Source organism: Dyella sp. ASV21 (assembly GCF_016428975.1).
Lineage (GTDB): Bacteria > Pseudomonadota > Gammaproteobacteria > Xanthomonadales > Rhodanobacteraceae > Dyella.
The window spans coordinates 1-22,296 of sequence record NZ_JAELTT010000065.1 but is presented as its reverse complement, the minus strand read 5'-3'; the positions used below and the strand labels follow the sequence as shown (position 1 = coordinate 22,296).

The 22,296-nt window shown below is 63.8% G+C and carries 32 protein-coding genes; 28 read left to right on the top strand and 4 right to left on the bottom strand.

Annotated features, from left to right (window positions below):
* The 24 genes from JHD67_RS17230 to JHD67_RS17115 all read left to right on the top strand — a co-directional run.
* Positions 1 to 426 (top strand): hypothetical protein (locus JHD67_RS17230; protein WP_199100434.1); only part of this gene is annotated, 426 nt, incomplete at its 5' end.
* A gap of 78 nt (positions 427 to 504) precedes the next feature.
* The gene (locus JHD67_RS17225) at positions 505 to 1,098 is read left to right on the top strand and encodes a hypothetical protein (RefSeq protein WP_199039951.1); all 594 of its coding nucleotides are present in this window, start codon (positions 505 to 507) and stop codon (positions 1,096 to 1,098) included.
* Between the two features lie 16 nt (positions 1,099 to 1,114).
* The gene (locus JHD67_RS17220) at positions 1,115 to 1,795 is read left to right on the top strand and encodes a hypothetical protein (RefSeq protein WP_199039947.1); all 681 of its coding nucleotides are present in this window, start codon (positions 1,115 to 1,117) and stop codon (positions 1,793 to 1,795) included.
* 118 nt (positions 1,796 to 1,913) lie between these two features.
* The gene (locus JHD67_RS17215) at positions 1,914 to 2,102 is read left to right on the top strand and encodes a hypothetical protein (protein ID WP_199039944.1); all 189 of its coding nucleotides are present in this window, start codon (positions 1,914 to 1,916) and stop codon (positions 2,100 to 2,102) included.
* A gap of 446 nt (positions 2,103 to 2,548) precedes the next feature.
* A complete protein-coding gene (locus tag JHD67_RS17210) occupies positions 2,549 to 2,896 on the top strand; it encodes a hypothetical protein (RefSeq protein ID WP_199039941.1) in 348 nt (115 codons plus the stop codon).
* 99 nt (positions 2,897 to 2,995) lie between these two features.
* The gene (locus JHD67_RS17205; protein ID WP_199039938.1) at positions 2,996 to 3,193 is read left to right on the top strand and encodes a hypothetical protein; all 198 of its coding nucleotides are present in this window, start codon (positions 2,996 to 2,998) and stop codon (positions 3,191 to 3,193) included.
* A gap of 61 nt (positions 3,194 to 3,254) precedes the next feature.
* Positions 3,255 to 3,827, top strand: a complete 573-nt coding sequence (locus JHD67_RS17200; protein ID WP_199039935.1) for a hypothetical protein — start codon at positions 3,255 to 3,257, stop codon at positions 3,825 to 3,827.
* Between the two features lie 31 nt (positions 3,828 to 3,858).
* The gene (locus tag JHD67_RS17195; protein WP_199039932.1) at positions 3,859 to 4,218 is read left to right on the top strand and encodes a hypothetical protein; all 360 of its coding nucleotides are present in this window, start codon (positions 3,859 to 3,861) and stop codon (positions 4,216 to 4,218) included.
* 85 nt (positions 4,219 to 4,303) lie between these two features.
* Positions 4,304 to 5,218, top strand: a complete 915-nt coding sequence (locus JHD67_RS17190; RefSeq protein WP_199039929.1) for a hypothetical protein — start codon at positions 4,304 to 4,306, stop codon at positions 5,216 to 5,218.
* Between the two features lie 225 nt (positions 5,219 to 5,443).
* Positions 5,444 to 5,845, top strand: coding sequence for a hypothetical protein (locus tag JHD67_RS17185; RefSeq protein WP_199100433.1), 402 nt, complete (start codon positions 5,444 to 5,446; stop codon positions 5,843 to 5,845).
* Between the two features lie 146 nt (positions 5,846 to 5,991).
* A complete protein-coding gene (locus JHD67_RS17180; protein WP_199039926.1) occupies positions 5,992 to 6,675 on the top strand; it encodes an alpha/beta fold hydrolase in 684 nt (227 codons plus the stop codon).
* 134 nt (positions 6,676 to 6,809) lie between these two features.
* The gene (gene dnaN, locus JHD67_RS17175) at positions 6,810 to 7,913 is read left to right on the top strand and encodes a DNA polymerase III subunit beta (RefSeq protein ID WP_199039923.1); all 1,104 of its coding nucleotides are present in this window, start codon (positions 6,810 to 6,812) and stop codon (positions 7,911 to 7,913) included.
* A gap of 13 nt (positions 7,914 to 7,926) precedes the next feature.
* Positions 7,927 to 8,739 carry a hypothetical protein gene (locus JHD67_RS17170; RefSeq protein ID WP_199039921.1) on the top strand — a complete coding sequence of 271 codons (813 nt, stop codon included), beginning with the start codon at positions 7,927 to 7,929 and terminating at the stop codon, positions 8,737 to 8,739.
* A gap of 2 nt (positions 8,740 to 8,741) precedes the next feature.
* Complete coding sequence (locus tag JHD67_RS17165) at positions 8,742 to 9,152, top strand: hypothetical protein (RefSeq protein ID WP_199039919.1); 411 nt, start codon at positions 8,742 to 8,744, stop codon at positions 9,150 to 9,152.
* A 52-nt stretch (positions 9,153 to 9,204) separates the two neighbouring features.
* Positions 9,205 to 9,963 carry a hypothetical protein gene (locus JHD67_RS17160; protein WP_199039918.1) on the top strand — a complete coding sequence of 253 codons (759 nt, stop codon included), beginning with the start codon at positions 9,205 to 9,207 and terminating at the stop codon, positions 9,961 to 9,963.
* Positions 9,964 to 10,208: 245 nt separating this feature from the next.
* Complete coding sequence (locus JHD67_RS17155) at positions 10,209 to 11,021, top strand: hypothetical protein (protein ID WP_199039915.1); 813 nt, start codon at positions 10,209 to 10,211, stop codon at positions 11,019 to 11,021.
* A gap of 194 nt (positions 11,022 to 11,215) precedes the next feature.
* Positions 11,216 to 11,446 carry a hypothetical protein gene (locus tag JHD67_RS17150; RefSeq protein ID WP_199039913.1) on the top strand — a complete coding sequence of 77 codons (231 nt, stop codon included), beginning with the start codon at positions 11,216 to 11,218 and terminating at the stop codon, positions 11,444 to 11,446.
* A gap of 328 nt (positions 11,447 to 11,774) precedes the next feature.
* The gene (locus JHD67_RS17145; RefSeq protein WP_199039911.1) at positions 11,775 to 12,608 is read left to right on the top strand and encodes a hypothetical protein; all 834 of its coding nucleotides are present in this window, start codon (positions 11,775 to 11,777) and stop codon (positions 12,606 to 12,608) included.
* A 112-nt stretch (positions 12,609 to 12,720) separates the two neighbouring features.
* Complete coding sequence (locus JHD67_RS17140) at positions 12,721 to 12,990, top strand: hypothetical protein (RefSeq protein WP_199039909.1); 270 nt, start codon at positions 12,721 to 12,723, stop codon at positions 12,988 to 12,990.
* A gap of 12 nt (positions 12,991 to 13,002) precedes the next feature.
* A complete protein-coding gene (locus JHD67_RS17135) occupies positions 13,003 to 13,200 on the top strand; it encodes a hypothetical protein (RefSeq protein WP_199039907.1) in 198 nt (65 codons plus the stop codon).
* Positions 13,201 to 13,229: 29 nt separating this feature from the next.
* A complete protein-coding gene (locus JHD67_RS17130) occupies positions 13,230 to 14,411 on the top strand; it encodes a recombination-associated protein RdgC (protein ID WP_233171996.1) in 1,182 nt (393 codons plus the stop codon).
* A gap of 23 nt (positions 14,412 to 14,434) precedes the next feature.
* The gene (locus JHD67_RS17125) at positions 14,435 to 15,349 is read left to right on the top strand and encodes a hypothetical protein (protein ID WP_199039905.1); all 915 of its coding nucleotides are present in this window, start codon (positions 14,435 to 14,437) and stop codon (positions 15,347 to 15,349) included.
* Positions 15,342 to 15,968, top strand: coding sequence for a hypothetical protein (locus tag JHD67_RS17120; RefSeq protein WP_199039903.1), 627 nt, complete (start codon positions 15,342 to 15,344; stop codon positions 15,966 to 15,968). Before JHD67_RS17125 ends, JHD67_RS17120 begins: the two co-directional genes overlap by 8 nt.
* A 255-nt stretch (positions 15,969 to 16,223) precedes the next feature.
* Positions 16,224 to 16,550, top strand: coding sequence for a hypothetical protein (locus JHD67_RS17115; RefSeq protein WP_199039900.1), 327 nt, complete (start codon positions 16,224 to 16,226; stop codon positions 16,548 to 16,550).
* Positions 16,551 to 17,089: 539 nt separating this feature from the next.
* On the opposite strand, the gene JHD67_RS17110 is transcribed toward JHD67_RS17115, so the two are convergent.
* The 4 genes from JHD67_RS17110 to JHD67_RS17095 all read right to left on the bottom strand — a co-directional run bounded on the left by JHD67_RS17110 (position 17,090) and on the right by JHD67_RS17095 (position 19,888).
* Positions 17,090 to 17,287 carry a hypothetical protein gene (locus JHD67_RS17110; RefSeq protein ID WP_199100432.1) on the bottom strand — a complete coding sequence of 66 codons (198 nt, stop codon included), beginning with the start codon at positions 17,285 to 17,287 and terminating at the stop codon, positions 17,090 to 17,092.
* An 821-nt stretch (positions 17,288 to 18,108) separates the two neighbouring features.
* Positions 18,109 to 18,408 (bottom strand): hypothetical protein, encoded by a 300-nt coding sequence (locus tag JHD67_RS17105; RefSeq protein WP_199039897.1) that lies wholly within the window; start codon positions 18,406 to 18,408, stop codon positions 18,109 to 18,111.
* Positions 18,409 to 18,446: 38 nt separating this feature from the next.
* A complete protein-coding gene (locus JHD67_RS17100) occupies positions 18,447 to 18,989 on the bottom strand; it encodes a hypothetical protein (RefSeq protein ID WP_199039894.1) in 543 nt (180 codons plus the stop codon).
* Entirely contained in the window at positions 18,986 to 19,888 is a 903-nt protein-coding gene (locus JHD67_RS17095; RefSeq protein ID WP_199039892.1) for a DsbC family protein, read from the bottom strand. The genes JHD67_RS17100 and JHD67_RS17095 overlap by 4 nt, the downstream gene beginning before the upstream one ends.
* Before the next feature lie 179 nt (positions 19,889 to 20,067).
* Between JHD67_RS17095 and JHD67_RS17090 the strand changes: the two genes are divergently transcribed.
* The 4 genes from JHD67_RS17090 to JHD67_RS22405 form a co-directional block, all read left to right on the top strand.
* Positions 20,068 to 20,703 (top strand): TonB family protein, encoded by a 636-nt coding sequence (locus tag JHD67_RS17090; RefSeq protein ID WP_199039889.1) that lies wholly within the window; start codon positions 20,068 to 20,070, stop codon positions 20,701 to 20,703.
* A gap of 147 nt (positions 20,704 to 20,850) precedes the next feature.
* A complete protein-coding gene (locus tag JHD67_RS17085) occupies positions 20,851 to 21,339 on the top strand; it encodes a hypothetical protein (RefSeq protein WP_199039887.1) in 489 nt (162 codons plus the stop codon).
* A complete protein-coding gene (locus JHD67_RS17080) occupies positions 21,332 to 21,886 on the top strand; it encodes a hypothetical protein (RefSeq protein WP_199039885.1) in 555 nt (184 codons plus the stop codon). The genes JHD67_RS17085 and JHD67_RS17080 overlap by 8 nt, the downstream gene beginning before the upstream one ends.
* Before the next feature lie 141 nt (positions 21,887 to 22,027).
* Positions 22,028 to 22,296: hypothetical protein (locus tag JHD67_RS22405; RefSeq protein WP_233171995.1), on the top strand; the 269-nt coding region annotated here is incomplete at its 3' end.

Here is a 22,296-nt window from a genome sequence, read left to right as displayed (position 1 = left end):
TCCACGGCCTGGTATCGCGCCACGACGGTCCGGGTTGCGCCCAACGGCCTGCCGCGGGCGATCTGGTTCGTACTGCTGGTCCTATTCGCCGCGCCGTTGGGCAGCGGTGTTGCCGAGCTGGTGGCGTCGTCGTGGGGCGAGAAGCTCGCACTCGCAGCTTTCAGTTGGCACGAGCACCCGCATAAGGCACTTGTCGCGATCGCCTCCTGCGCGGCCGTCGGCATCGCGTTCGCTGTCGGCGTGTCTGAGATTGCCGACCGCGCCGGTGAGGCGCTCCAACGCTTGTACAACTCGCGGCACCGCAACCGTCGCAAGCCGCGCAGACCCGCACTGTTCCGGGCGCTTTGGCGCACGGCCCACGTCGAAACCGTTGGCGAAGTGAATCTCTCACAGATGCCGCCGGCACCCTCTGAGCCGAAAGGGTGAGCTGCAAAGCCGTTGTTTTGCCGCTCCAGTGGGAGCGCCACAACCTAACGTGCCGTGATCTTCATGGGTGGGGTTTGCATGAAATCTGAGATGAGGCGCTGGCGGGGCGAGCGCGGTCTGCTGATCGCCGCGGCTGTTGGAGACCTTCTGTGGCGCACAGCCGCACCCGCGCAGGCCCAGTGGCAACTCGCAGTACTGGTCTTGCTTTTGGCCTGGGGCCTCACGCTCATCCTGCTCGGCCCGCCGGCAACGAAGGCGTTGGAGAAGAGCATGCCGGTCGACGCTGTGCCTAGCGAGGTTCATCGCTTGCTCGAGCTGGATGTAATCGCGCTCAACGATGCAGTGGCCACGGAGATCATGGGCTGGCACCTCACTGAGCCCAGCGGCCGGCGCATCTGGTGCGCGGCACGCGGGAAGCCGGTGCAGATGATGGTCTACGGGAAACTGGCAACGATCTGCCGAGTGCCCTTCGTTGCGCGAGTAAACAACCCGACGGACTGGGCATTCCAGCCGGCGACCGACTTCCACGCGCTCGGCATCGATTGGCGTGCGGTGGTGACAGCCAGGCTTCGCGAGCTGGGTATTGACGACGACTTTAAAGGCGTCCGCAGCGGACACGAGTTCTGCCGGGCCGCAATCCAGGCGAATCGCCTGCGCCGGGGACAGCCATGACAAAGGGAGATTGAAGATGTCGATGCAGGGACAGGCCTTGAGTGACATGGGCCCGCTTCATGTCGCGCTTAACAGCATTCGTCCGTCAGACCGAGCCGAGCACGGAGAAGGGGAGGCCGGCGTCGAGATCGAAATGGCAACTGCGCGCGGCCGCCGCGTGTTCCTCACGCTACCGATCACCAAGGTCCCGACGTTCATGTCGCGGATCAGTGGTGCCGCCGCCGGCGCTGTGGGCGGAATCGTTCGGGAGCATTCGTTTCCGTCGCCTCTGCCATCGGTCCAGCAGCCACACCTGGGCATGAGCGCGGAGGAATCCGCAGAAGTCGTCGCCGATCTCCAGTGGCTGGACCGTCAACTGGGTGAGAACTTCGCGTGCCTGCCCAACTCACCCGCCCGCAAGCTCATCGAGCGACTCATTGCCAAGGTGCAGGTGCACAGCGAGAGCGCTGTCGGCGGTGCCCGTGCCCCGACGGCCTGGACGCAGACCGGCTACGCGGTCATCGCCGGCTCGAATGACCTGCGCTCGGCGCCGACGCTTCGAGGCTTTCACGTCGCCGAGTGGGAAGCCGCCATGGCAGGCAACGCGTTGCGCAAGGTCAACCAGGACGATGGGGTGACCGTCGCTGTCGTGCCGGCGCGCGTGCAGTTCATGACTGGGGAGCGCACGTTCGCCAAACGCAGGGGCGGGAAAACGTAAGCCGATAAGCGGCCTGTTTCCGCGCTCGCTCATCTGAGGCTCCCAGTTAGGCTGATCTCTGACATAACGGATGTGCCGTCGAGTCAGGACTGAAGCCACACAGGGAGAACGAAGAGAGATGGAAGATCAGCAGCAGTTCCGCAATGAGTTCATCGAGATCCTGCAGCAGCGCACCGGTTGGAGTGAAGGTCACTGCGTGGAGGTCTTTGACGCTGGCGGGCACGACGAGTCCGCGTCGGCACGCGACGCGGTGGAGGACTACCTGGCCGAGACCGCAGGTGAGCTTGACGAAGAGGACCAGGGCTAAACGGGAAACCAGCCTTCCCAATGAGGGCGTTTCCCCGGTCCAAGCAAGGGCCTGGGGCCTAGCATTTACTTCGTGGGGCAACCCACGGCTCCTCTTATACGGAATGACAGGAGCACGGTGGACGGTTCGGGTAGACCGGAAACCTTTGACCAGCTGTGCCGGTGTTCTCACCCCCCTGAAGGGCACCGGCACGGCGGTCACTTTGTACCAGCGGTCAGAAGGTTGAGCACGCATCACCCGCCCTGCCGGTTCCTCGGGTCGGGTGAGCCCCCTAGCGGCGTGCTTAACCTTGTGATCGCTTCGATCTAGCGCTTGTTGTCAGACGGTTGAGCACGCCGCGAAGCATGTCCCTCCCCTGTGACATGTGGTTCCCATCGCCCCCCTGAGTGGCGTGTTCAACCTTGTGACAACAGGCTCCTTCCATCGCTTCCCTCGCGGAGACCGCAATGAAATCGACCCTTTCGGCATCCTCGCCGCTCACGCGCAAGCCCAGCCAGCCGCACAGTGCGCGCTTGGTGGCGCGGTCCTCGGCCTTCGGCATTCTCGTGGGCCTGGCCGTCATCGTTGGCCAGCTTCTGTGGCAGCGCCTGATGCCTTCCGCGAGCGGTGCGAATATGGATTCGCTGAGCTTCACCGCACTGCCGATGGCGACTGGTCTGGCGGCCGTTGCCGCTGGCGTCATCGCGTACCTCGACGCTCGCTGGCCCAGCAAGACGCTCGGTTTCCTAGGTGGAATGCAGCGCTACGCCATCATCGGCATGGTCGTGCTTCTGGTGTTCATCCTCACCCGCTAATCGCGGGCTGCCGAAGGAAGCTGATGTTTGCGTACGTCAGTGCAGCGAGATGATGAACCTGTCGAGAGCCAGCAGCTCTCATAACAGTGGGTCTGCGCTATGACCATCTTCATCACTCTCGTTGTCCTGTTCCTTGCCTTCCGCAAGGCGGCACCGGCACACGTTGCGGCGCGTCCGCAAGCGGTGCGGAAGGTGGCGGTGAAGGAAGGCGGGCCCAACATCAGTGGCCTGTGGATCGAGCTGGGCCGCAAGTGCAACGGCGAGTTGGACCTGCCGGACGGAACCCTGACCTTTTGATGTAGAGGCCGCCCACGCGGCCTCTACTCATTTCTGCGCCCAGCGTACCGAGGAATCGCGCGTGAGCATGACTGAGCTAACAACCCGCTGCCCCATCGCCAAGGTGACGAACGAAACCTTCGTCGAACGTGTCGTGGTCGGTGGCGAGCGTCGCCGGGAAGAGTTCCAGCGCGAGATCACCTGGCTGCTGAAGTCGGAGTCCCAGATCTACTACATGCACGGCGGGAAAGTGATCAAAGAGGGCACCACGTACATCGACAGCACAGGATTCCTCAGTTCAATGAACGGTCCAAGGACCAGAGGGGCCTGCGAGGTCTTCAAGATCGATCGCGAGTCCTCACTGGAATTGATCGTGATGACACGGGTCATCCACGCACCCGTGCGCGAGAGCGACGACACGAAGGCGTACAATGCCGGGCTGTCGGTCAACGACTTCAAGAAGTACCTGATCGTGCCGCACACCTGGTGCCGCGAAGAGTTAATCAACGATCACTGGACACCATTGTCCCTGCAGGACGAGATCGTGCACGAGGAGATGACCTGGTCCTCGAAGTGGACCGACGCAGAGAGCATCGCGCACCGGGCGGCCTTCCGTGCGCGTTGCGAGCAACGGCTGGTGCCCCAAGCGGTCTGACGACAGCCGAATCAAAGGAAGGAAGCAGGCCATGACCGATAGTGCGTCAATCAGCAACCGCGACATCCCCGACTTCGTGGAGGCGTTTCCTGGCAACCCTTCGTCATCACCCTCAGGTGACGCGGAAAGCGACCTGATTCCTCGCGGTCCCATCGTGATCGGCGGCATGCAGCTGGCCACGATTCGTGCTGCCGTCGCTTGGTACGCGCAGAGCGGCTTCGGTGACCGGGACCAACGGCCTGCGGACATCCATGCACTCGCGACCTTCAATGGATCGGTTAGCGACTCGCTCGACGAAGCTGGGCTCGCGTTGCTCGAGTGCGCGCTCGACGACGCAGCGGCAATCGTTGTCCTGCCGGGTGCAGACATCGACGAAGACGGCGCGGGCTAGCGTGGCACGCGCGGTCTAGGTGCTCCGATGTTTGTACGTGTCCGACGGCAGGTACAACTGAATCTCCGAAGACGCCGAGCGATCTATGCATCCCTATCACTTCACTCGCAGCAACTGCATGCCGCTTGCGGACGAACCAGTGATGCGCGTCGGCGTACCCCATTCGCGCGGACGGCTCGCTGCCACGGTTGCCGAAGGTCACCCCGTTATGGTCTCCGCGTCCGCGTTCTGGGATCGACAGAAGCAGCGCTTCACTGACGCGTGGGGGCCTCTATCGTGCGCAGATGTTGCCCTCGACAGCGCTGGCTTCACTGCCGTGCGCAACTGGCAGGAGAAGGGACAGCAGCCGGGCATGGCGTCCGTCTATCCCTGGACGGTGGAGCAGTACGTCGATCTGGCAGAGGATCTCAACCCGTCGTGGTTCAGTGCGCCAGACCGTTGTTGCGAACGGGAGGTGGCTGAGGATGCGGAAGCGCGCCGCATGCGGATCAGCACAACCGCGGTGCTCCTTGAGGAGACACTGCGATGCGTAGCGGAGCGCTGGGCCGCTGGTCCGACGACGCTGCGTCCGTGCACTCCTATCGTCCAGGGTTGGACCGTGGACGATTACCGGCGGAGTCTGGACCTCACGATGGAAGTGTGGTGCAAGTTCAACGTGCTGTTCGACCCGCCGGCGCTGATTGGCATCGGCTCGGTCTGCCGGCGCGATCTCAACGATCCGAAGCACGGTGTCTTCTCCATTCTCGAAGGCCTGATTCCTCATTTGCCATCGCGTGCTCGTCTTCACCTCTTCGGAGTAAAGGGGACGGCCTGTGCCCGTCTGTTCGAGTATCCCGAAGTTGCCAGCGTTGACTCGATGGCCTGGGACGTTGCCGCACGCCACCGGGCGCACCGCGAGGGTCGAAGCAACACGGTCGCCAGTCGACTCGATGCGGTGTCATCGTGGATGGCGAATCACGACGAGGGCATCAGCGTTCGCCAGCGGCGCCTGGCGCTTTAGCGCAACCCGCATCTTCTTTGCGTTCGCCGTCTGCCGCCGATGCTGACAGTCACAACCACCTCAGAGATCCAACCCATGCGCCGCACCCTGATCGCTTCCGCCTCCCTTCTTGCTGCTCTTGCGTCCTCTTCGGCGCTGGCCAGCTCGCTGCGCGTGGAGGTATCGCGGGACTCGAAGGCAGTTGCGACGACCACCAAGCCTGTGCGGGTAGGGGAGAGCGTGCTGGTGGATCTCACGAAGCCGTTTGCGGCAGTTGCGCGTTGCGCTGCTCGTGGCGAACAGCAGGCGACGCTCGACGGTGTCGGGCACAGCGGATTGAAGGTCACCGTCACACCGGGGAGCTCGAACGGCAGGTTCCTCACCACGGCGGTAAAGGTGGAGAACGGCGAGCTGGTCGAGCTGCTACCGATGCGTGCTGGTCCGGTGCAGACGCAGAAGGTTTCTGCGGCAGAGCCGTGCTCAGGTCAGACGCCGGCCATGTTGAAGTGGGACGCGTCCGCAGCATTCGAGCTGGCGCCCGGTCAGCCTCAGCAGTTCACCGTGGGGCCGGTGACCATCACCCTGACCTTGGTCGGATCGGCTCCCGAGGCGGCAGCGGTGGCCCAGCCGCAGTGGCTGGCGCTCTAAGCGACGCCACCCGGGAAAGGGCGCGGGGCAACTCGGCCGTTTCGGCGGTCGAGGGAGGTGCGCCGGGCCTACCGTGCCATGGTGGCCGCAGGCAGGCGAACGTCTCCTGGCAAGGGCTGCACGAGACACATACTTTGGAACCCGCCATGCCCGAACCCTCCAAGCCCCAAGGTCCTACCGTCATCCTGATCCCCGGTCTCTTGCGGACAGCCTCCTCGCTTTCCGTTTTGGCCGAGCGCTTGGTGTTCTGCGGCTATCGAGTGGCGCGCTTCGACTACAGCAGGACGGAGCGACCCGGGGACATTGAGCTACGACTTCAACGGGCGATCCTCGACCTGGATGCCGGGGTTCACCTCATCGGACATAGCTACGGCGGTCTCATCGCAGTGGGTGCGTGCCAGAGGCAGGAAGTCGCGCGGCGCATCAAGGGAGTCCTCTGCCTCGGCACGCCCCTGCGTGGAAGCAAGACCGCCCAGCGCATACGGGCGCACCGCGCGGGCAAGGCGCTGCTCGATGTCGCCGGTGGCTATGTGAGCATGCCCCTCCCATATCCGCGCGTCCCCGCCGAGGTGGTAATGATTGCGGGCGAGAGGAACAGAGGGCCTGGACTGCTGCTCGGGCCGCTTGGCGCGCGCAACGACGGAACAGTTGATGTAGCCGAGACGGCGTGGCCCGGGCTGAAGGAGCACATTCGCCTGCCCGTTTCCCACGGTGAGCTGCTGCGAGACAAGCTCGTCGCGACCCATGCAGTCGCGTACTTGCGCACGGGCTCGTTGCTTGGACTGGCGGCGGTTGCCGGCGAGCAAGACGAACAGTCGCGAGCCGCTTAGCAGTGTCTCGTCGTGACCGGACACATCCTCGCAGTGAGGTGCGTTTGCGCTGCCGACGCGCGCAGATTTGCGTTCAAGTTTGGCGGCGGGTGGTGCGGTCTACGTTGGTGACACCGACGCACTGAGGAATCACCATGCACTTTCGCACCTCCCGCACCGCCTTGCTTCGCGTACTCAACGCCGTGTCCGGTGCAGCGCAGCGCAACGCGACCATGCCGATCCTGCAGAACGTGCTGGTCGAACTGAAGGGCCAAGCCGTTCGTCTGACGGCAACCGATACCGAGATCGAGATTCGCAGCATCGGCGAAGTGACCGATGGCAAGGAGGACGGCAATATCACCGTCCCGGCCAAGAAGCTCATGGACATCGTGCGCGCGCTTCCCGACGGCAATGATCTGACGTTCAAGGTAGACAAAGAGAAGGTGATCCTCACGTCGGGCCGTGGGCGCTATACCTTTGCCACCCTTCCCGCGACTGAATTCCCGACCACGCCCAAGATTGGTGATGTCGTGAAGATCGAGGCCTCGGGTAAGGAGCTGCGCCGCCTGATGAACCGCGTCAGCATCGCTATGGCGAGCGGCGACGTGCGCACCTACCTCAACGGAATGCTGCTGGAAGTTCGCGGTAATCGCCTGCGCTGCGTGGCCAGCGACGGACATCGCATGGCCATCGCCGAGATGACGTTGGATAAGCCTGCCGCAAAGGACTACACGGCCATCGTCCCCCGTAAGGGCGTCGGTGAAATCATCGGCGTGTTGCCTGAGGACGACACGTCCGTGACTTTGGAAGCGGCCACGAACCATCTGCGCGTGGTGGTGAACGGCACCACTGTCTGCGCTCGCCTCATCGCCGGCACCTTCCCCAACTATGAAGCAGTCGTTCCGGCCGTCTATCCTGGCGACTTGGTTGTGGAAACCTCAGTTCTGCGTGAGTCCGTGCGCCGCGCGTCTCTGCTTGCGAATTCCAAGTTCCATGGCCTACGTCTCGTTATCAAGGGCGACACCGTGCGCTTGCACGCCTCGCACGAGTCGCAGGGTGACGCCTACGAGGAAGTGGGCGTCAAGACGAACCTGAGCGACATCGAGTTCGGCGTGAACTACCAATACCTGCAGGCGGCTCTCGAAGCCATCGACGGCGACGAAGTGCGCATCCAGCTTCGGGATGCAACGACGAGCCTGCTGCTGACCGGCGCGGGCGACACCAGCGTCCGCCACATCGTGATGCCGCTACGCATCTAAGGAGTCGAAAGGCATGTTGAAGGAAGAACGCAAGACCGGCGCTCGCGTCGCCGCCGGTCGTAAGGTTGGGCTTTGGATGGCAGGGGCAGTGGGTGTTGGCGCGCTCGTGTTGGCAATCGCCTACCCGCTGGGCCTGCGCGACTACCTTGCTAACCGCTCGGCCGACGCGCAGTTAACCGAGGCGATGGACGCAATCCCCGAGGGGTCGGACCCCTGGGAAGCGTTCCTGACGATGCAGCGCACTGAGCAGGAAGTCCTGAAGGGAACCGGCGCAAAGCGGCCGAAGTCCCAGGCTGCAGTTACCGCAAAGGAAGCGAAGTGGCTCTCGACCGCGCTCAGCGAGGGTAACGAGGTGGCCATCGTGACCGTCGTGGTTGACTCAAGCCCGGTTGCTATCTTCCGGCCAGAGCGGTTCCGTATCGACCACGCTTTGTGGACGGAGCGGGTGCTCACGGCGGCTGATGCAGCAGCTAGGAGGGAGGGCGGAGCCACGGTGGCCGACAAGTGGATGCTTCGCGCGGCCGGACAGCTCTATGCCGAAGGCAAGGTGCGGCAACGTGATGTCGCGCGCGCCGTGACCTTTTTCGCGCGCGCGTGGGAGGCGGGAGACTCACTGTCGGCGCTGGATGCAGCTCGCCTTTTGCGCGAGCAAGGGAACAAGGTCGACGCGTACGTGTGGGCGCTACGTTGCACGGGCCCCTGCCGTCCCGGGGACTTCGACCTCGCGAAGTTTCAGGAAGGGCTCACGCCGCTGGAGATTGCGCGCGCACAGCACGACGCGCTGCCGCCAATCGTGGATCACCGCAACGACGCCCCGGGAGGCTGATCGTGGATACATTCGACCGCAACCTGCAACTCGGCGACAACCCCGACCAATCGGTGCTGCCTGGCTTCACGGTGGAGGAGGTGGCGCACTACACGGCACCTCGTGCACCGGTGTCCCTTGACGACATGGGAATCCAGTCGCTGGAGACGTTGGGCGAGATCATCAACCAGATTCGCTACCTGGCCACCGCGCGCGCGCCGCAGGCTTTGGCGCAGATCGAGATTCTTGCCGGCGCGATGTGCAAGACGCCACGACTCCTGGCCGATGGGGCTCAGTTCGGTACCGCAGGCACCATCGAGCTGGAACTCGCCGCCGGCCGCCGCGCGCTGGCGATTGGTGTTGGCCACGCCACGCCCGCTTTCATTCGGGCGCATGAGGCCTTTGTCCGCGACGCACAGGATGGCCACGAGTAAACCCTGAGCCCGAGGGATGCTGGGCAGACCACGATCAGAGGAGATCGAAAGCGTGGGAGAGATCCGAGGAACCGTGCGGCTTGCTGCCGTAACAAAGGAAGACTTGGCCGTCGCGGAGGACCTGCTGGACGTGCTCCGCCACCTGGGGCGAGATCTGGTGCCGCCGGCGGAAGGCGAAACATCGAGCACAACGCTGATCGACTTTGACGATAACGACCAGCTCCAGCTCATCGTGACGCGCCTGCAGAGCTTCGGCGAGGACCGCCGTGGCGCGCTGGAGCGCGTGATCATGGGGATGTCGCTGCTCGTTGCTAACGAGGTGCTGGATCCCGACGCGACGACACTGGAGCTGCATCCCAGTTTGGTCGACGGGACTGATGTGGCTACGCGCCTCTCGGCCATCCTCGTACGCGCTGGCCACGAGGGTGGAGGCAGCGTCGATGCGCTGCTTGGCCGTGTCGACGCAATGTGCCTTGGCGACCTTGATGTCATCAACATGCAGAGCAAGGCACTCGCGGCGCTCAAGTCCCAACTGGACCGTGCGCGCAACGCTGCAGAAGTCTTCGGCGCCGACGGTGCGCGAGCCGGCTTCGAGCAGTGGGTGCTGGAAGAGTTCGCCAGCGGCGATCAGGTGCACGCGGCGGAGCTGCTGGAACGGAGCGGCATCGAGTACGCCGATCAAGAGATCGACACGGCGAGGGATGCCTGGGTGCGCGCGTGCGAGCGCGTTCTCGATGTCTTCGAGAGTGCGGAGGACAGCCAACCTGGCGTTGGTGACCAGGCCGTTGATGCAGTGACCATCGATGGCTAGACCGCCGGTCATCAGTTGTCGCGTCTTCGGCGGACGTAGCCCCAAGACGGGGAAGCGCGTCTGGTCGCGACATCGCTGGTCAGGCGGTGCATGGGGCATCGGGCAATGCGAGTTCTGCGGACGTACGCTCGAAGAGGTCCAGCGAAAAACCGACACGACGCCGGGCACCTCTAGCGCCAAATCTGGTTGAAGTTTGCCGGCGATCCCGGCGGGCGACCATTACGTCGTTCCCGCCGGAGATCGCCATGTTCGAACACCTCTACCAAACCGCCGACCTTGTCCAACGCGAGTTCGATCGCGCTGCTGGTGCGTATCGCGTGCTGCTTGCGCAGGCGAACGAGGCCCGCGAGTGCAGTTGGGATCGGCTGCCGGTTCAGCTCGCGCCGTTCAACGCGACCTTCTATCAGCTCGAGCAGGCGTGGACGAAGATCGGCCGCGGTTGTGTCTCGGCCATGATTGACCTGGTCGCAACGGCGCTCGGCGGCGGTACCGCGCTGGAGCTTCCCGAGGCGAAGGACCTGCTCAGCGGCTTCTTCGACGAAGAGGGGTTGCCGGCGGATAACTTCTCCTGCCGCGCGATGCTGGATGCCCTGCTGGCGCTCTACGCCCCAGACGCTGGCCAGCTGCGCCTGCAGCAGATCGCTGATCGCTTCGTGAGTGCGTTTCGCCTGCGGGCCGATGAGGTGCCGGCCACTCGCGGTGGCGCTGTTGTGCTGGATCTCTCGATGTACCTGGACTCGATCTCGCTCAAGCACAGCCACCGGCAGGAATACAGCAACCACGAAGACCTATCGAGGGCCGCTCGCGCCCTGGCCGAAGTGCTCGGCGAGCTCGACGCCGACCTCGCCCACCAGGCGGCCACCCACGCAACGCACGTGGCCACGGTTGGGCGCATGAATCAGTGGAAGCCGGTCCGTGACCTCTACGGCCCCATCGGCCCGGTGGGCATCAAGGCCTACAAGGGCAAGGTCGAGTTTTTGGTGCCCCAGGCACTGGCCCAGCGCCTCAATGTCTTCCTGAGTCAGCACGCGACCAAGCTGCTCCGCCAGTCCGTGTAAGGTTTTTCATACAGACCGGTTAGCGTAGGCAAACCGCAAGAACGCGCGTAAAATCACAAGAAATTGCCGATCGGAAGGATCCAGTCAGGTAAGGCTGGGTCCACGTGTTGATGAATATTGCAGCTCAGACCAGCCCCTTTCCCCTCCCTGTACTCATTGCGGCGCTGACTGCATCGCTTGTTGGTGCGCTTCTCATGCACCACAGCGAGGCATTTGTCGTGAAGGCATGGAGTTCCTATGCAGCGACCAGCTGCACGGAGGGAGGCGAGAGCGGCAGCCTCGTATGCGACGACGGCTATGTGTACGCCTCGAGCGCCAACGCAGTGCCCAGCGACTATGTGCGGCATCACCCAGACGTAGAGCGCCAAGCTCGACTCGCCGAAATCGAACGACTCGCCATTCTCCTCGAGATCAATACCCACTAACGCGACACGATTTGGACCCCTCCCTATCGGGGCTTACGGTTGAGTCGTGGCAGGAAGCCGCCCCCGTGCAGGGGTAACTCAGGAAGGGTCTAGGAGGCGCTACCGCAAGGATCGCGGTTCGCTGGTGTCGTTGCCGTCAGGATGCGGCTCGCCATCAGCGCGAATGGAATCGGCGCGGGTGTCCAAGGAGGGCGGCAAGGAAAACAACCCGCATTGGCTAGGAAGCCGGTGCGGGTTTTTTGTTGCCTGGTCGCGGCACATTCGCGGCCATCTTTGCGCCTGCTTGTCGCGCCATACGTTGGGGGGCTCCGCGATCTGAGATCCGCCCATGTACCGCACTGAAGAACTGTTGCCCGCTGTCGATCCGCGATTCTCTGACCTGCTGCGCCGGGCCGACGACCTGGACAAAGACTGGGAACACATCGAGGGCATGGTCTACGACCTTCAGCACGCGTTGGACAATTCGACGGCGGCCCAGGCCGCGAGCTACTCGCCCATGAGCAGGACTGATGGCCTCAGCGAAGGTCGCCGCAACCTCACCCGTCGGACGGTCGAGATCGTGGCCAAGCGCCTTTCGGTCGCTGGCGTGGCGCTCAAGATCGACGCCGAGCCAATCGTTGAGTACTTCTTCGGATTCCGGCAACGCTGGCAAGAAAACGAACGGCCGGCGTTCTCGTGCCGCGCCGTCGTCTTGCGCACGTTGGAGCTTTACCAGGATCAGGCGGACGCGCTGGTGAGGAAGCAGGCGGCGCTGAGCTTCGCCCATGCCTTCGCCCTGCGGCATCAGCGCAACGAAGAGATGAAAGGGTGCGCGCTCCTGGAGATCAGCGCCGGTGTCGATCCGTACTGGAGTCCCGCGCGCTTTACCACGAGCACCAAGGATCGGCTCAGGACGGCGCTGCGCAGCCTTGGGGCCGTATTTGCGCTGACAGAACTGGCCCAGGCTGATGCCAGTCCACTGGCGGAAGCAGAGGCGCTCATCTCGCAGCTTGAGGCAGCGAACTGGGTCCCGGAGCGTTCGTTTCGAGGGCGCGCGTACGGCGTGGAGGTTCGGCTCTTCCAAAGCCGCATTAAGTTCCTGGTGCCGCGCTCCACGGTAGGCCGCCTAAACGCATTCATCAGCCTGCACGCGCCGGAATACTTCGACGTCAACCGCGGCTGAGCCCCTTACGCGGAAACGCGTAGCGGCATTCGGGGCGTTTCCCCGCGCCGATGCGGGAACAGAGCCCGAAACTGTCTCGATACCGCCCCATCGTTGGGGGCACGGAGCACGCATGGACGACGTACTGAAGGACAGCCTGGCAGCGCGCAAGGCGATTCCTGACCTCGGACACCACTGGCCGGACACCCGGCTGAAGGCGCTTGGCGTTGAAGTTCAAGCGCAGTACCCGGAGCTCGCTGGGTGGCCGCCGTATCTGGCAGCCGAGGCGCAGCTTCATTACGCGAGCCGGTTCCCTGGTAACCCCGCTGTGGTCGGCGTCCGGTCGGTCGACTTCCTCACCTTCCTGCGGGCGGCGATCGCTGGCCACGCGGCCCGCCATTAAGAGGCGACACGCATGACCTCAGACGACATGAAGGCAAATCGCCTCGCAATGATTCGCGCGGCCGCCGGCGAGAAGCCGCCCGCGCCCCTGCGTCGAACTGGCACTGGAAAGGCGCGCGGCCCAGCCGTCGTGATTCCGCCGCGCTTCTCCACCCGCCATCGGGCGCTGAGCAACACCAACTTCTCAGTGATCCAAGACGGCGGCCGCTGAGCCGTTCGCACTGCCGCTATGGAGGCGCGATGTACCCCAAGAACCTAATTCTCTATCGCTTCTCGAACGCCGTGTCCGACGATCTGCAGCGGCTTAGCGAGGTCGCGCCTGAGAACGCCTTGCGCGAACTCGGCCCGCTGGAGACAAGCGCAAGTGGCTTCGTCAGTCCCGCTCGCGGTGGTGACTTGCTCCATCAAGTGAACGGCAATCCATTGCTGGCCATTGGCACGGATTCCCGTCTGCTGCCGACACCGATCCTCAACCGCGAGGTCGACAAGAAAGTCCTGAAGCTCGAAGCGGCAGAAGGCCGAACGATCGGCGGGCGCGAGCGGCGTCGGCTTCGTGACCAGGTGCGCGATGAGCTGCTGCCCTCCGTGCTGATCAACCACAGTCGGACCTTCGCGTGGATGGATCGTGGGCGTGGCTTCGCCTGCATTGACACTGCTGGAAAGAAGTCGGCGGAGGAAGTGCTGAAAAAAGTCCGCGAGGCGCTCGGTTCATTCCCCGCCGTGCCACTGGCGCCAACCAACCCCGTCCGCGTGCTTCTGACGAGCTGGCTTGCCGGCGCGGAACTGCCCGCCGACTTCACCCTGGGTGACGAATGCGAGCTGCGTGACCCGGCGACCACAACGGGCGCGGTGTGGAAAGGCCGAAGGGCGACTCTCGACTCGGAGGAGGTGCGCGAGCATCTCCGCGCGGGCAAGCAGGTCTCCCAGCTTGGCCTTTGCTTCAAGGCGCGCATCGAGTTCGTGATCGACGAGAACCTAGTACTGCGCAAGATTCGCTTCACTGAAGTGGCTCTCGGCGATCTCGACAACACGTCCGCAGGCGATGCTGTGTCCGAGCTGGACGCTCAGTTCGCATTGTTCCAGGGCGAAATCGGTGAGCTGCTTGACGCGCTGGACACCATTTTCGGACTCCCTCGCCCAACCGAGGGCGAAGTTGTCGACGAGGCTATCCGCCGGCGCGAAAACGGTGAACTTCCGTTCGCACCTTCGAGCACGGACGACGACCTGGAAGGTGCGAAAGAAGATGCGCGCCGCGCGCTGCTTCAGGGTAAGCACGTGTCGATCTCCGGCCTCCAGCGCGTCTTGCGCATTGGCTACAACCGCGCCGCGCGGCTGATCAAAGCACTGGAACATGAGGGGTTCGTCACCCCGCCCGACTCTGCAGGCCGCCGACAACTCGCTGGCGCGCCGGCGCATCACTGAACTGCCCCGAGAGGACCGAAGCAATGAAGATCCGCAATTCGGCAATGCTGCTGGCGTGTGTGCTGGCCATGGTTGGCTGCAAGCAGGAGCCGCGCATTGTCCAGTTGGGCAACCAGTCGCTGAAAGACGCCATCGACACAGCAGTGGCGCATGCGCCGAAAGGGCGGGCGACCGAGCTGAAGCACGTGCGCGACCAGTTCGTCGAGGCATACATCGAGCATCCGCGCGCTGAGCTGCCGGACGCGCAGGCCGTTGCCGGCATGACGCTGACGCAGTTCGAGCGCTTCACCACATCGACTCTCAAGGGAAGCCCGGAGCCGCTGAAGCCGCCGGCAGATCCTCCGAGCACCGTGCATCCGTCGCTGAACTCAGGCTACTTCGCGAGCCTGAAGCTCGACAAGGAGCTGCTGGAGAACACACGCGAGGCATCGCGCGACAAGGGTCTCTATACGGTCGACCAGTTCGATTGGCCGCGGCCCGCGTTCGTGCCGCCACCGGACGGCGCCTACGTGATCGACGATCACGCGACGTTCGCCGTGAACTTTGTGAACCGGACAACCTTTGACGTCTATGGCCCGGTGTATCACCTGACCATCAGCGAACCGGAGAGCGGTGACATCCTGTTCGATGACGATCTGAAGATGGATGACAAGACGGCCATTCCGCCGGACACGCCGGTCTTGCTGACGTACACCTGTTGCAACATCGCCACGGATCCGCTTCTCAATCAGCGCATGAAGAAGCTGCCGCCGAACGCGAAGTTCGAGTGGCACCTCGTGTCCGTCATGGACTACACACGGCGCAACATGCTCGATACCACGCAGTTCTCTGATGCGCGTTACGAGCGCCTGAAGCAGGTGACCAAGTGCATCGACGACATGGACAAGCGCTTGGAAACCTGGACCCCTGAAACCGCTGCGGAGGGCTGTCATGAGTAAGTGGAAAGCGTGGACCAAGCAGGACTCCTACTTTGGCGCAGGCCTCGCCGCGTGCATCGCGATGTGGGCGATTCCGTCCAGCGTGCCCTATGCCATTCGGCTGCTGTGTGGGTTTGCAGCGGGTGTCGTGCTGCTGTGCTGGTTCTTGCGCCGGCACGCGCGCGGCGCTGGCATGAGCGCGGCGCCGAGCTCGAAGCGCGAGACGCCGCGATCGCTGCTGGCTAGTGTCGCCGGGCGCGCGCTGTTGTGCGTGCTCCTCATCTTTGAGCTGGTCGTGGTCAGCCACGCCTTCGGTCTGATGCTTTGGAGCTGGCTTGTGCCCGGGCGCTCTGGGCCCTCGCACGTCGGGTCCACGCGCGGCGCGCGCGCTTTGAAGTGGGTTGGACGGCTGTTGGCCACAGCGCAGGTCGCGCTCGTCGCGTTCGGCGCGTACTCAACGTTCAGCGCCGGCGAACCCGCGCCGTTCAGCATCGAGGCGTTCGGCGCGCAGGCATTCGGTCTCGTCGCCGCAGTTCTCATTGACCCCATCTGTCGTCGACGATTCCCTATCGACGGCGCTCGCCGCCTGACGGAATACGCGACTGTCGCGTTGCCTCTCCGACCGGTTGCGAAGCGCTGAGGAACCTATGGATACCGCTCAACAACGTTCTTGCCTCTCCTGTCATTGGCACTTGGACCTCGGCGCAACAGCGCTGAACGGTGGGTTCCGTCATGCGTGCACCGAAGCGCAGGTCCTGAATGCCGCGCATACCGGCGCCGATGCTGGGGCGTTTGAACCTGTTTCGTGCGACCAGGCCCGCAAGTTCGAGGCTGTTGCCTGCGGCCCGCGCGGTGCCTGCTGGACGCCGAGGTCGCAACCGAAGGAGCAGGTGGCGTGAGTGCCCGCGCATTGAACCTGGCCGCTGTGGCCGTGCTTCTTCTGGCGGCATGCCAGGGCCCCGGTCCCGAAGGCGGCGCGACGCGGCTCGTCGTCAACAGCAATGCGGATTCGTGCTCGGCTCGCGCCGGCGCGCGCGCCCTCTGCCCGGACGGCTTCAAGGTCAGCAGCGGTGGCTATCGGCTCGACTCGTGGGACCAGCGCGCGCGCGGTGGCCGAGTTGAACCGGTGGTCAATGAAGAGGACGGGAACGGCTGGCACGTGATGGGCCCCGGACCGGTGGGTACGGCGTGCTTCACGGCGTTTGCTGTGTGCGAGCGATGACGATGCAGAACAACGGAAGAGGAGAGCAGGATGGAACGTCCAGCACCAACGTTTGAACGAAGCTTTCTCTTACAGCGAACCCGCAGCGCCTCACGGCGCTTCGAAGGCGTGCTGGCAATGGCACGCAGACTGACGGAAGACCCCGAGAAGGGTGCGCGCCAGGCTCGACAGTACTGCAAGCCGTGTTACTACGAGGAGCGCCTGGCGGGGCAGGCGATCACGGAGCAGCCATGTGCTTGCTGCAGCAAACCCCAAACGTATGCCAGCACCCTGACCGACGTACTGTGCTTGGAGTGCGCGCGGGAGCATGAGTTGTGCAAGAGGTGCGGGGCAGACATCGAGATCCGCATTGACCGCAAGGTCTGGCCCGTGTAGGGCTGCAGGTGCGGCACCGCTCGGAAATCAATGAAGGGCCAGCTTACGCTGGCCTTTTTTCCGGGCCGGCAGCGGATCATCCCACTGGGGGCCGAGACCGGTGCGCGCGGTGCATTCGGTTCAGGCCTTGCCTTCGTAGTAGCGTACAGGTTATCGGTGTCCATCTACTCGCTCGAGGCGCGCAGGTAAGACCGAATCAACGCCAGGTGCGAGTTGGTTTCGACCAGCTGCGCGGCCACCTGGGGGCAGCAATCGCCCATTTTGCGGTTGGTCTCCGCGGCGAAGGCAGTGCCGCACGAGGCGACGGCGAGGGCCAGGAGGAGCAGGGTACGACCTTCAGAGTTGACTGACGCGCTGTGCACAAACCGAACTTTACGGACATAGGTCGGCGCGCACTATCCTAGGACGCCCCAACGGGAGGCGGATATCGAGCAGCGGAGCTGAGTAACCGTGTCGAAGAGCCGAGTCGTCATGCAAGAGGGGCACCGCCCCCTAAACGCCCAGGCCGCGAAAGTGATGCGACCGGGGGTTACATATGAGCCGTCGCGGTACATGCCAACGGAGAATCGTGACCAGCGAGCCGCTCCGGCAGTGCGACATCCCGACGCGGTGAAGAAGCACCTCAGGCCCCTGATCGGGTTTAGCTACGCTCGCGTAACAATTATTGGGCTATCGGCCGATGACGAGGGCCAGTGGGTGGTGCGCTGCCGTTGCGGTTTATTTGGGTTCCGCTCATTCAGCGAGATCGCGAACCTCAAAAATGATCAGGACTCATGCAATCGTTGCTATGCCGAGATGAAAATCCTTCGCAAGGAGATGGAGCGACGCCTCGGACGCGCCGTGCATCCTAGCGAGGTGCCGGGTGCGTGCAGTCAGCGTCGTCCACTACCCGCGGGAGTGATCTTGTCGAAGCAGCAAAGGAAGCAGATGCGCGCGAATGAGCTCCGAGCCGCCGAGCTGCAAAGAGAGATTGCGGCTCACAATGAAGCTGCCAAACATCGCAGTCGCCGAGTCTTCGAAGCCCCGGAGCAGGCAACCTCGACAATGGCTCTCGCTTTTGCCAGGGCTAAGAGCTGAATACGCGCCAGTGATCCGGTGTTGTTTTCGACTCATGGACCCAACAAAAAGGGGCTTGCAGCGATGCAAGCCCCAATTGCTTTGGCCAGACGTCGCGTGGCAACGATCAGCTGCGCGTGACCCACTGGACTGGCTGGGTGTTGATGATGCGGCTGCACACCTGGCCATTGCGCGCGGCGCCTTCGGTGTAGGCCTTGCCTTCGTAGTAGCACATGTTCTTGGTGTCCATCTGCTCGCTCGAGGCGCGCAGGTCAGACTGGATCAACGCGAGGTGCGAGTTGGTCTCGACCAGCTGCGCGGCCACCTCGGGGCAGCAATCGTCCATTTTGTGGTTGGCCTCCGCGGCGAAGGCAGTGCCGCACGAGGCGACGGCGAGGGCCAGGAGGAGCAGGGAACGACCTTTCATCTTCAGTCCTTTGAGTTGTGGACGGTTGGTTGCCAGCTTCAAGATGCCGGGGATGGGAGGGTGGGCTGGCTCCACGACGCCGCGTTCGCATCACGCTGTCGAAGAAGGTCAGCATGCTTGATCGCTTCATCCGCGATGCCGCCCGCAATCTGAGCGGCCCTCTGGACGCTGTACTCGTTGTGGTCGGCCGTTGTGCGGACGACGTACGGGAGTGGTGCTGATGGCTGCGTGGTGTATGCCGACGTGCTCGTAATGGCGAACTTCGGGTACATGTGCTCGACGGAGCCGTGGAAGGACAGGTGAGGGGTCTTGTCGCTAAACGACACCTCGATCGTTGTGGTGCAGCGGAGAAGGCAGTCCGTGGAAGCGCGGATCTCCGCGATGGACCGGCTCTGTAGCAGCGCGCCGTATTCCTCCGGCAGTTGGAGGAACGTTGACGTGAGCATGATGTCCTTCTCCCCGAACTGTGGTTCACGGGTCGTTGCGAACAAGAACCCGGAGAGACCGATCACGCCTAGCACACCGAGTACAACAGCGATGCGCCGGCGGCGGAGCCTGGACTTGATATTCACGTTGATCACGGCGACTTCGCCGGTGCTGCCTGCTGCGCGGCCGCAGCACGTGCCGTGGCCTTGTCGCTGCCGGCCAGCTTGCTGACCATGGCGGCCGGCGGGAGGAAGCCTCCGAGCTGGCGACCGGTCTGATCGAAGATCGCGGGCGTGCCCTCGATGCCGAGCTTATCGCCCAGGTCGTACATCTTCTCGACCTCGCCTGCGCGCGCGCAGTTGGTCGACGGGACCTGCTGGCCAGCGATGGCGAGCTCGTAGGCCTTGGCGCGATCGCTGGAACACCAGACCGACTTCATCTTGGCGAGCTCGGGCGATTCGAGGCCGCCGCGCGGGAACGGCACGTATTCGATGCGAATGCCGGCGTCGAGGTAGCCTTTGAGGCTTTTGTGCAGGAGCTGGCAGTAGTGGCAGCTCGTGTCGGTGAAGATGGTCACCGTGTACTTCGGATCCTTGGGCGAGAAGACGATCTTGTCCTCGGCCGGGATATTGCGCAGAAGATCCTTGCGAGCTTCGCCGAGCGCTTCATCCGTGAGATTTCGATGCGTCACGGTGTCCAGGAGCACCCCGTATAGGAGGTACCGGCCGTCGTCGGTCACGTACACAACGGTGGAGTCGGCGACCACGCGCTTGAGGCCCTGGATGGGCATCTGGTCGATCGAGCGAACGACAGCGTTCGGATTGATATCGCGAACGGTCTGGCGAATGGCAGGGTTGTCCGCTGGGATCGGCGCGCTGGTCGTGCCCGGACCGTTGCTCGCCACCTGCTGCGAGACAAGGCGCGCGGCGATCTGCTGCGGCTGGGCGGCGGCGCTCTGCGCGAAGGCGGCACTGCAGCTCAGCGTGAGCGCGCCGACGGTTGCCAGCGCCAGGCTGATGCGACGCGAGCGGAAGGGGCGGGGGAGGAGAGTCATGTGCCGTCCTTGCATGGGAGTTAGGAAGCGCCACCACCACGGTCGACGCGTGACAAAAGCATAGGAAGCGCCCGTCACTGCCAAGCGTGGAAACCCCCCGAAAAGGAGCCGGGGTTTCCCGGGTCGGCAGCGCAACGCGGCCGGTACCGTGTGCACTCCCACATGGACCCGTGCCCCTCATGAAGCCCAGTCGCGTTGTTGCCTGGACCCTCGTTCTTCTGGTTCACCTGACGCTTGCTCTCTACGTCACGTTGCCCTCGCCACCGACGCGGCCGGAGTTCACGCCGCCTGGAGCAGCGAGGGTCTCGATGGTCGCGGTGTCGGTAATCCCGGCGCGTGTGAAGGACGCGGAACCTGAGGTTCGTCCAGAGCCGCGCAAGGCGCGCGAGGAGCCGCGCATTGCCGAGGTGCGGAAGGATCCGCCGAAGCCAAAGCAGTCGAACACGCCGACCATCCGCATCGCTTCGCGCCCGCAGGACCTGGTCGCCTCACCGTTGCATCGCCCAGAGGTTGCACCGAAGGAGATCGCCTCCTACCGCGTCACAGACATGCCGGACTTTCCACTGGCTGCGTGGGACGAGGGGAAGCAAGGTTGGGTCGTCTTGATAGTCCTGGTGGGGATTGATGGCGCGCCGGAGGGGGTAAGCGTCATCCGCAGCGTGTCGCCGGAGATCGATGCCGCGGCCATCGCCGCCGTGGCGAAGTGGAAGTTCGAGCCAGGCTTGATCGGGGGACGTCCCGTACAGTCGTGGATATCGGTGCCGATTGGGTTCTTCAAGGGACGCCTCTCCAAAGGCACCGTAGGCAGGCGCTAGCCGCGGACATCACGGCCGCAGATCGGCACCGTGTCGCGATGCGTCTCACTGAGTGATGAGTCGCAGAACATGAGACAAAGTGAGGCGAAGTTTTCGGCGCGAATTCTCGGTGCTTGATAAAAGCACCACTAGGTCGAGAGCCGACACATGTACGCCGATCGCTTTGCCCCCTATTCCGCGACGAACATCCACTATGCGAAGCGCGCCCAGGTTCCGGGTTTCCGGGCCGACGTGGTGCGCGATGGCGTGGTCGTCGCCAAGATCAGCATTCCCGACAACGACGCCGCGGTCGAGCACGAGTTCACCTCGGTAGCGCATCGCTTTCGTTTCGAGCAGCATCTCGCGAGCCTGGCGCCGGCGTTCTTCCCCGAGAAGCTCGCCGACGAGGACACGATGCGCGCTTGCTTCCTGCTCGACTTGGTCGACGCGGAACAAGCGGACACCCAGCTGCAGCAGATGTGCCAGAGCCACACGGTTTTCAGGCTGAAGGGTGATGTCGAAGACCACTGGCGCGAGCTCGATGAGCCGTACTCGCCGGCGCTGGCCAAGGCTATCCGCAGCGAGTACCAGTCCGGTCTCGACATGATCGCAAACGAGATCTACGGCACGTCCTCCACGGGGGTGGGTCATGCATAACCAGACCTCGCAGTCCTTGGGACTCGACGCAGGCCTCGAGCAATTGGCCGGCGCGCACGCTGAATTGCTGGCCACGGTGGATCCCGGACAGGCACTCCGCCTGGCCCGCGACATCCGGGCGAGTGCTACGTGGGTGGTGACGCGTGTGGCCACTGAAGTACTCGCCTCGCGCTATCCGGGTATCAGGAAGGTGGGGCGCGCCAATCGGGACCTCTTTGTGATCGAGACGACCGAGGCGGGCGAGATCTACTGGCCGCGTCTCGTGACGACCGAAGAGTTGATCCGCCGCAACCGTGGCGTGCTGGGGCTCGGCCTGACCAGCCTGGCGCGCAGCGTGGTGCCGGCGCTGCTGTCTGCACTCGGTGTTTCGCCCACGCCTGTGGACGATCGCGAGCTGCAGGTCGTGATTACCGACCTCACGGATCTCCTGGACGACCTGGCCCTTCCGATAAGTGGCGAGGTTCCGGTCATGCCTTCGATCCCGGAAACGAAGGTCGCCAATCGGGGGCTTTCCGAGATGCGACGCCCGGCCGCCGACCTACAGTAGTCGCCGCCGGATAGCCCGGGCGCCGAGGAACGGCGCGCCGGCGGACGAGGCGATAGAGCGCCGCACATGGACGTGTGCAAAGGATTGCATGCTCGAGGGGAACACGGACCGACCCCTCGGGTGCCACCACAGGAGTTTTCAATGAGGAGCAAGAGCGCCATTCGCTTGAGCGCCATTGGGATCGCACTGATGGTGGCCTCAGTCGGGCGAGCCCAATCGGTCCCAAGCACTGTGCGGGTCATTGATGGATCGGGGCAAAAGATCGTCTCCAATGGGGTTCTTGTCGCCTCGGTGCCGAAGACCCTAAGGCTGACAACGCCGCCGGCCGAGCAAGTCCCGACGGAGCCGAGACCGAAAGTGGTCCCGGGCATCACCTTCCTCACCAAGAAGCCCCCGGCCAAGCCGAGGCC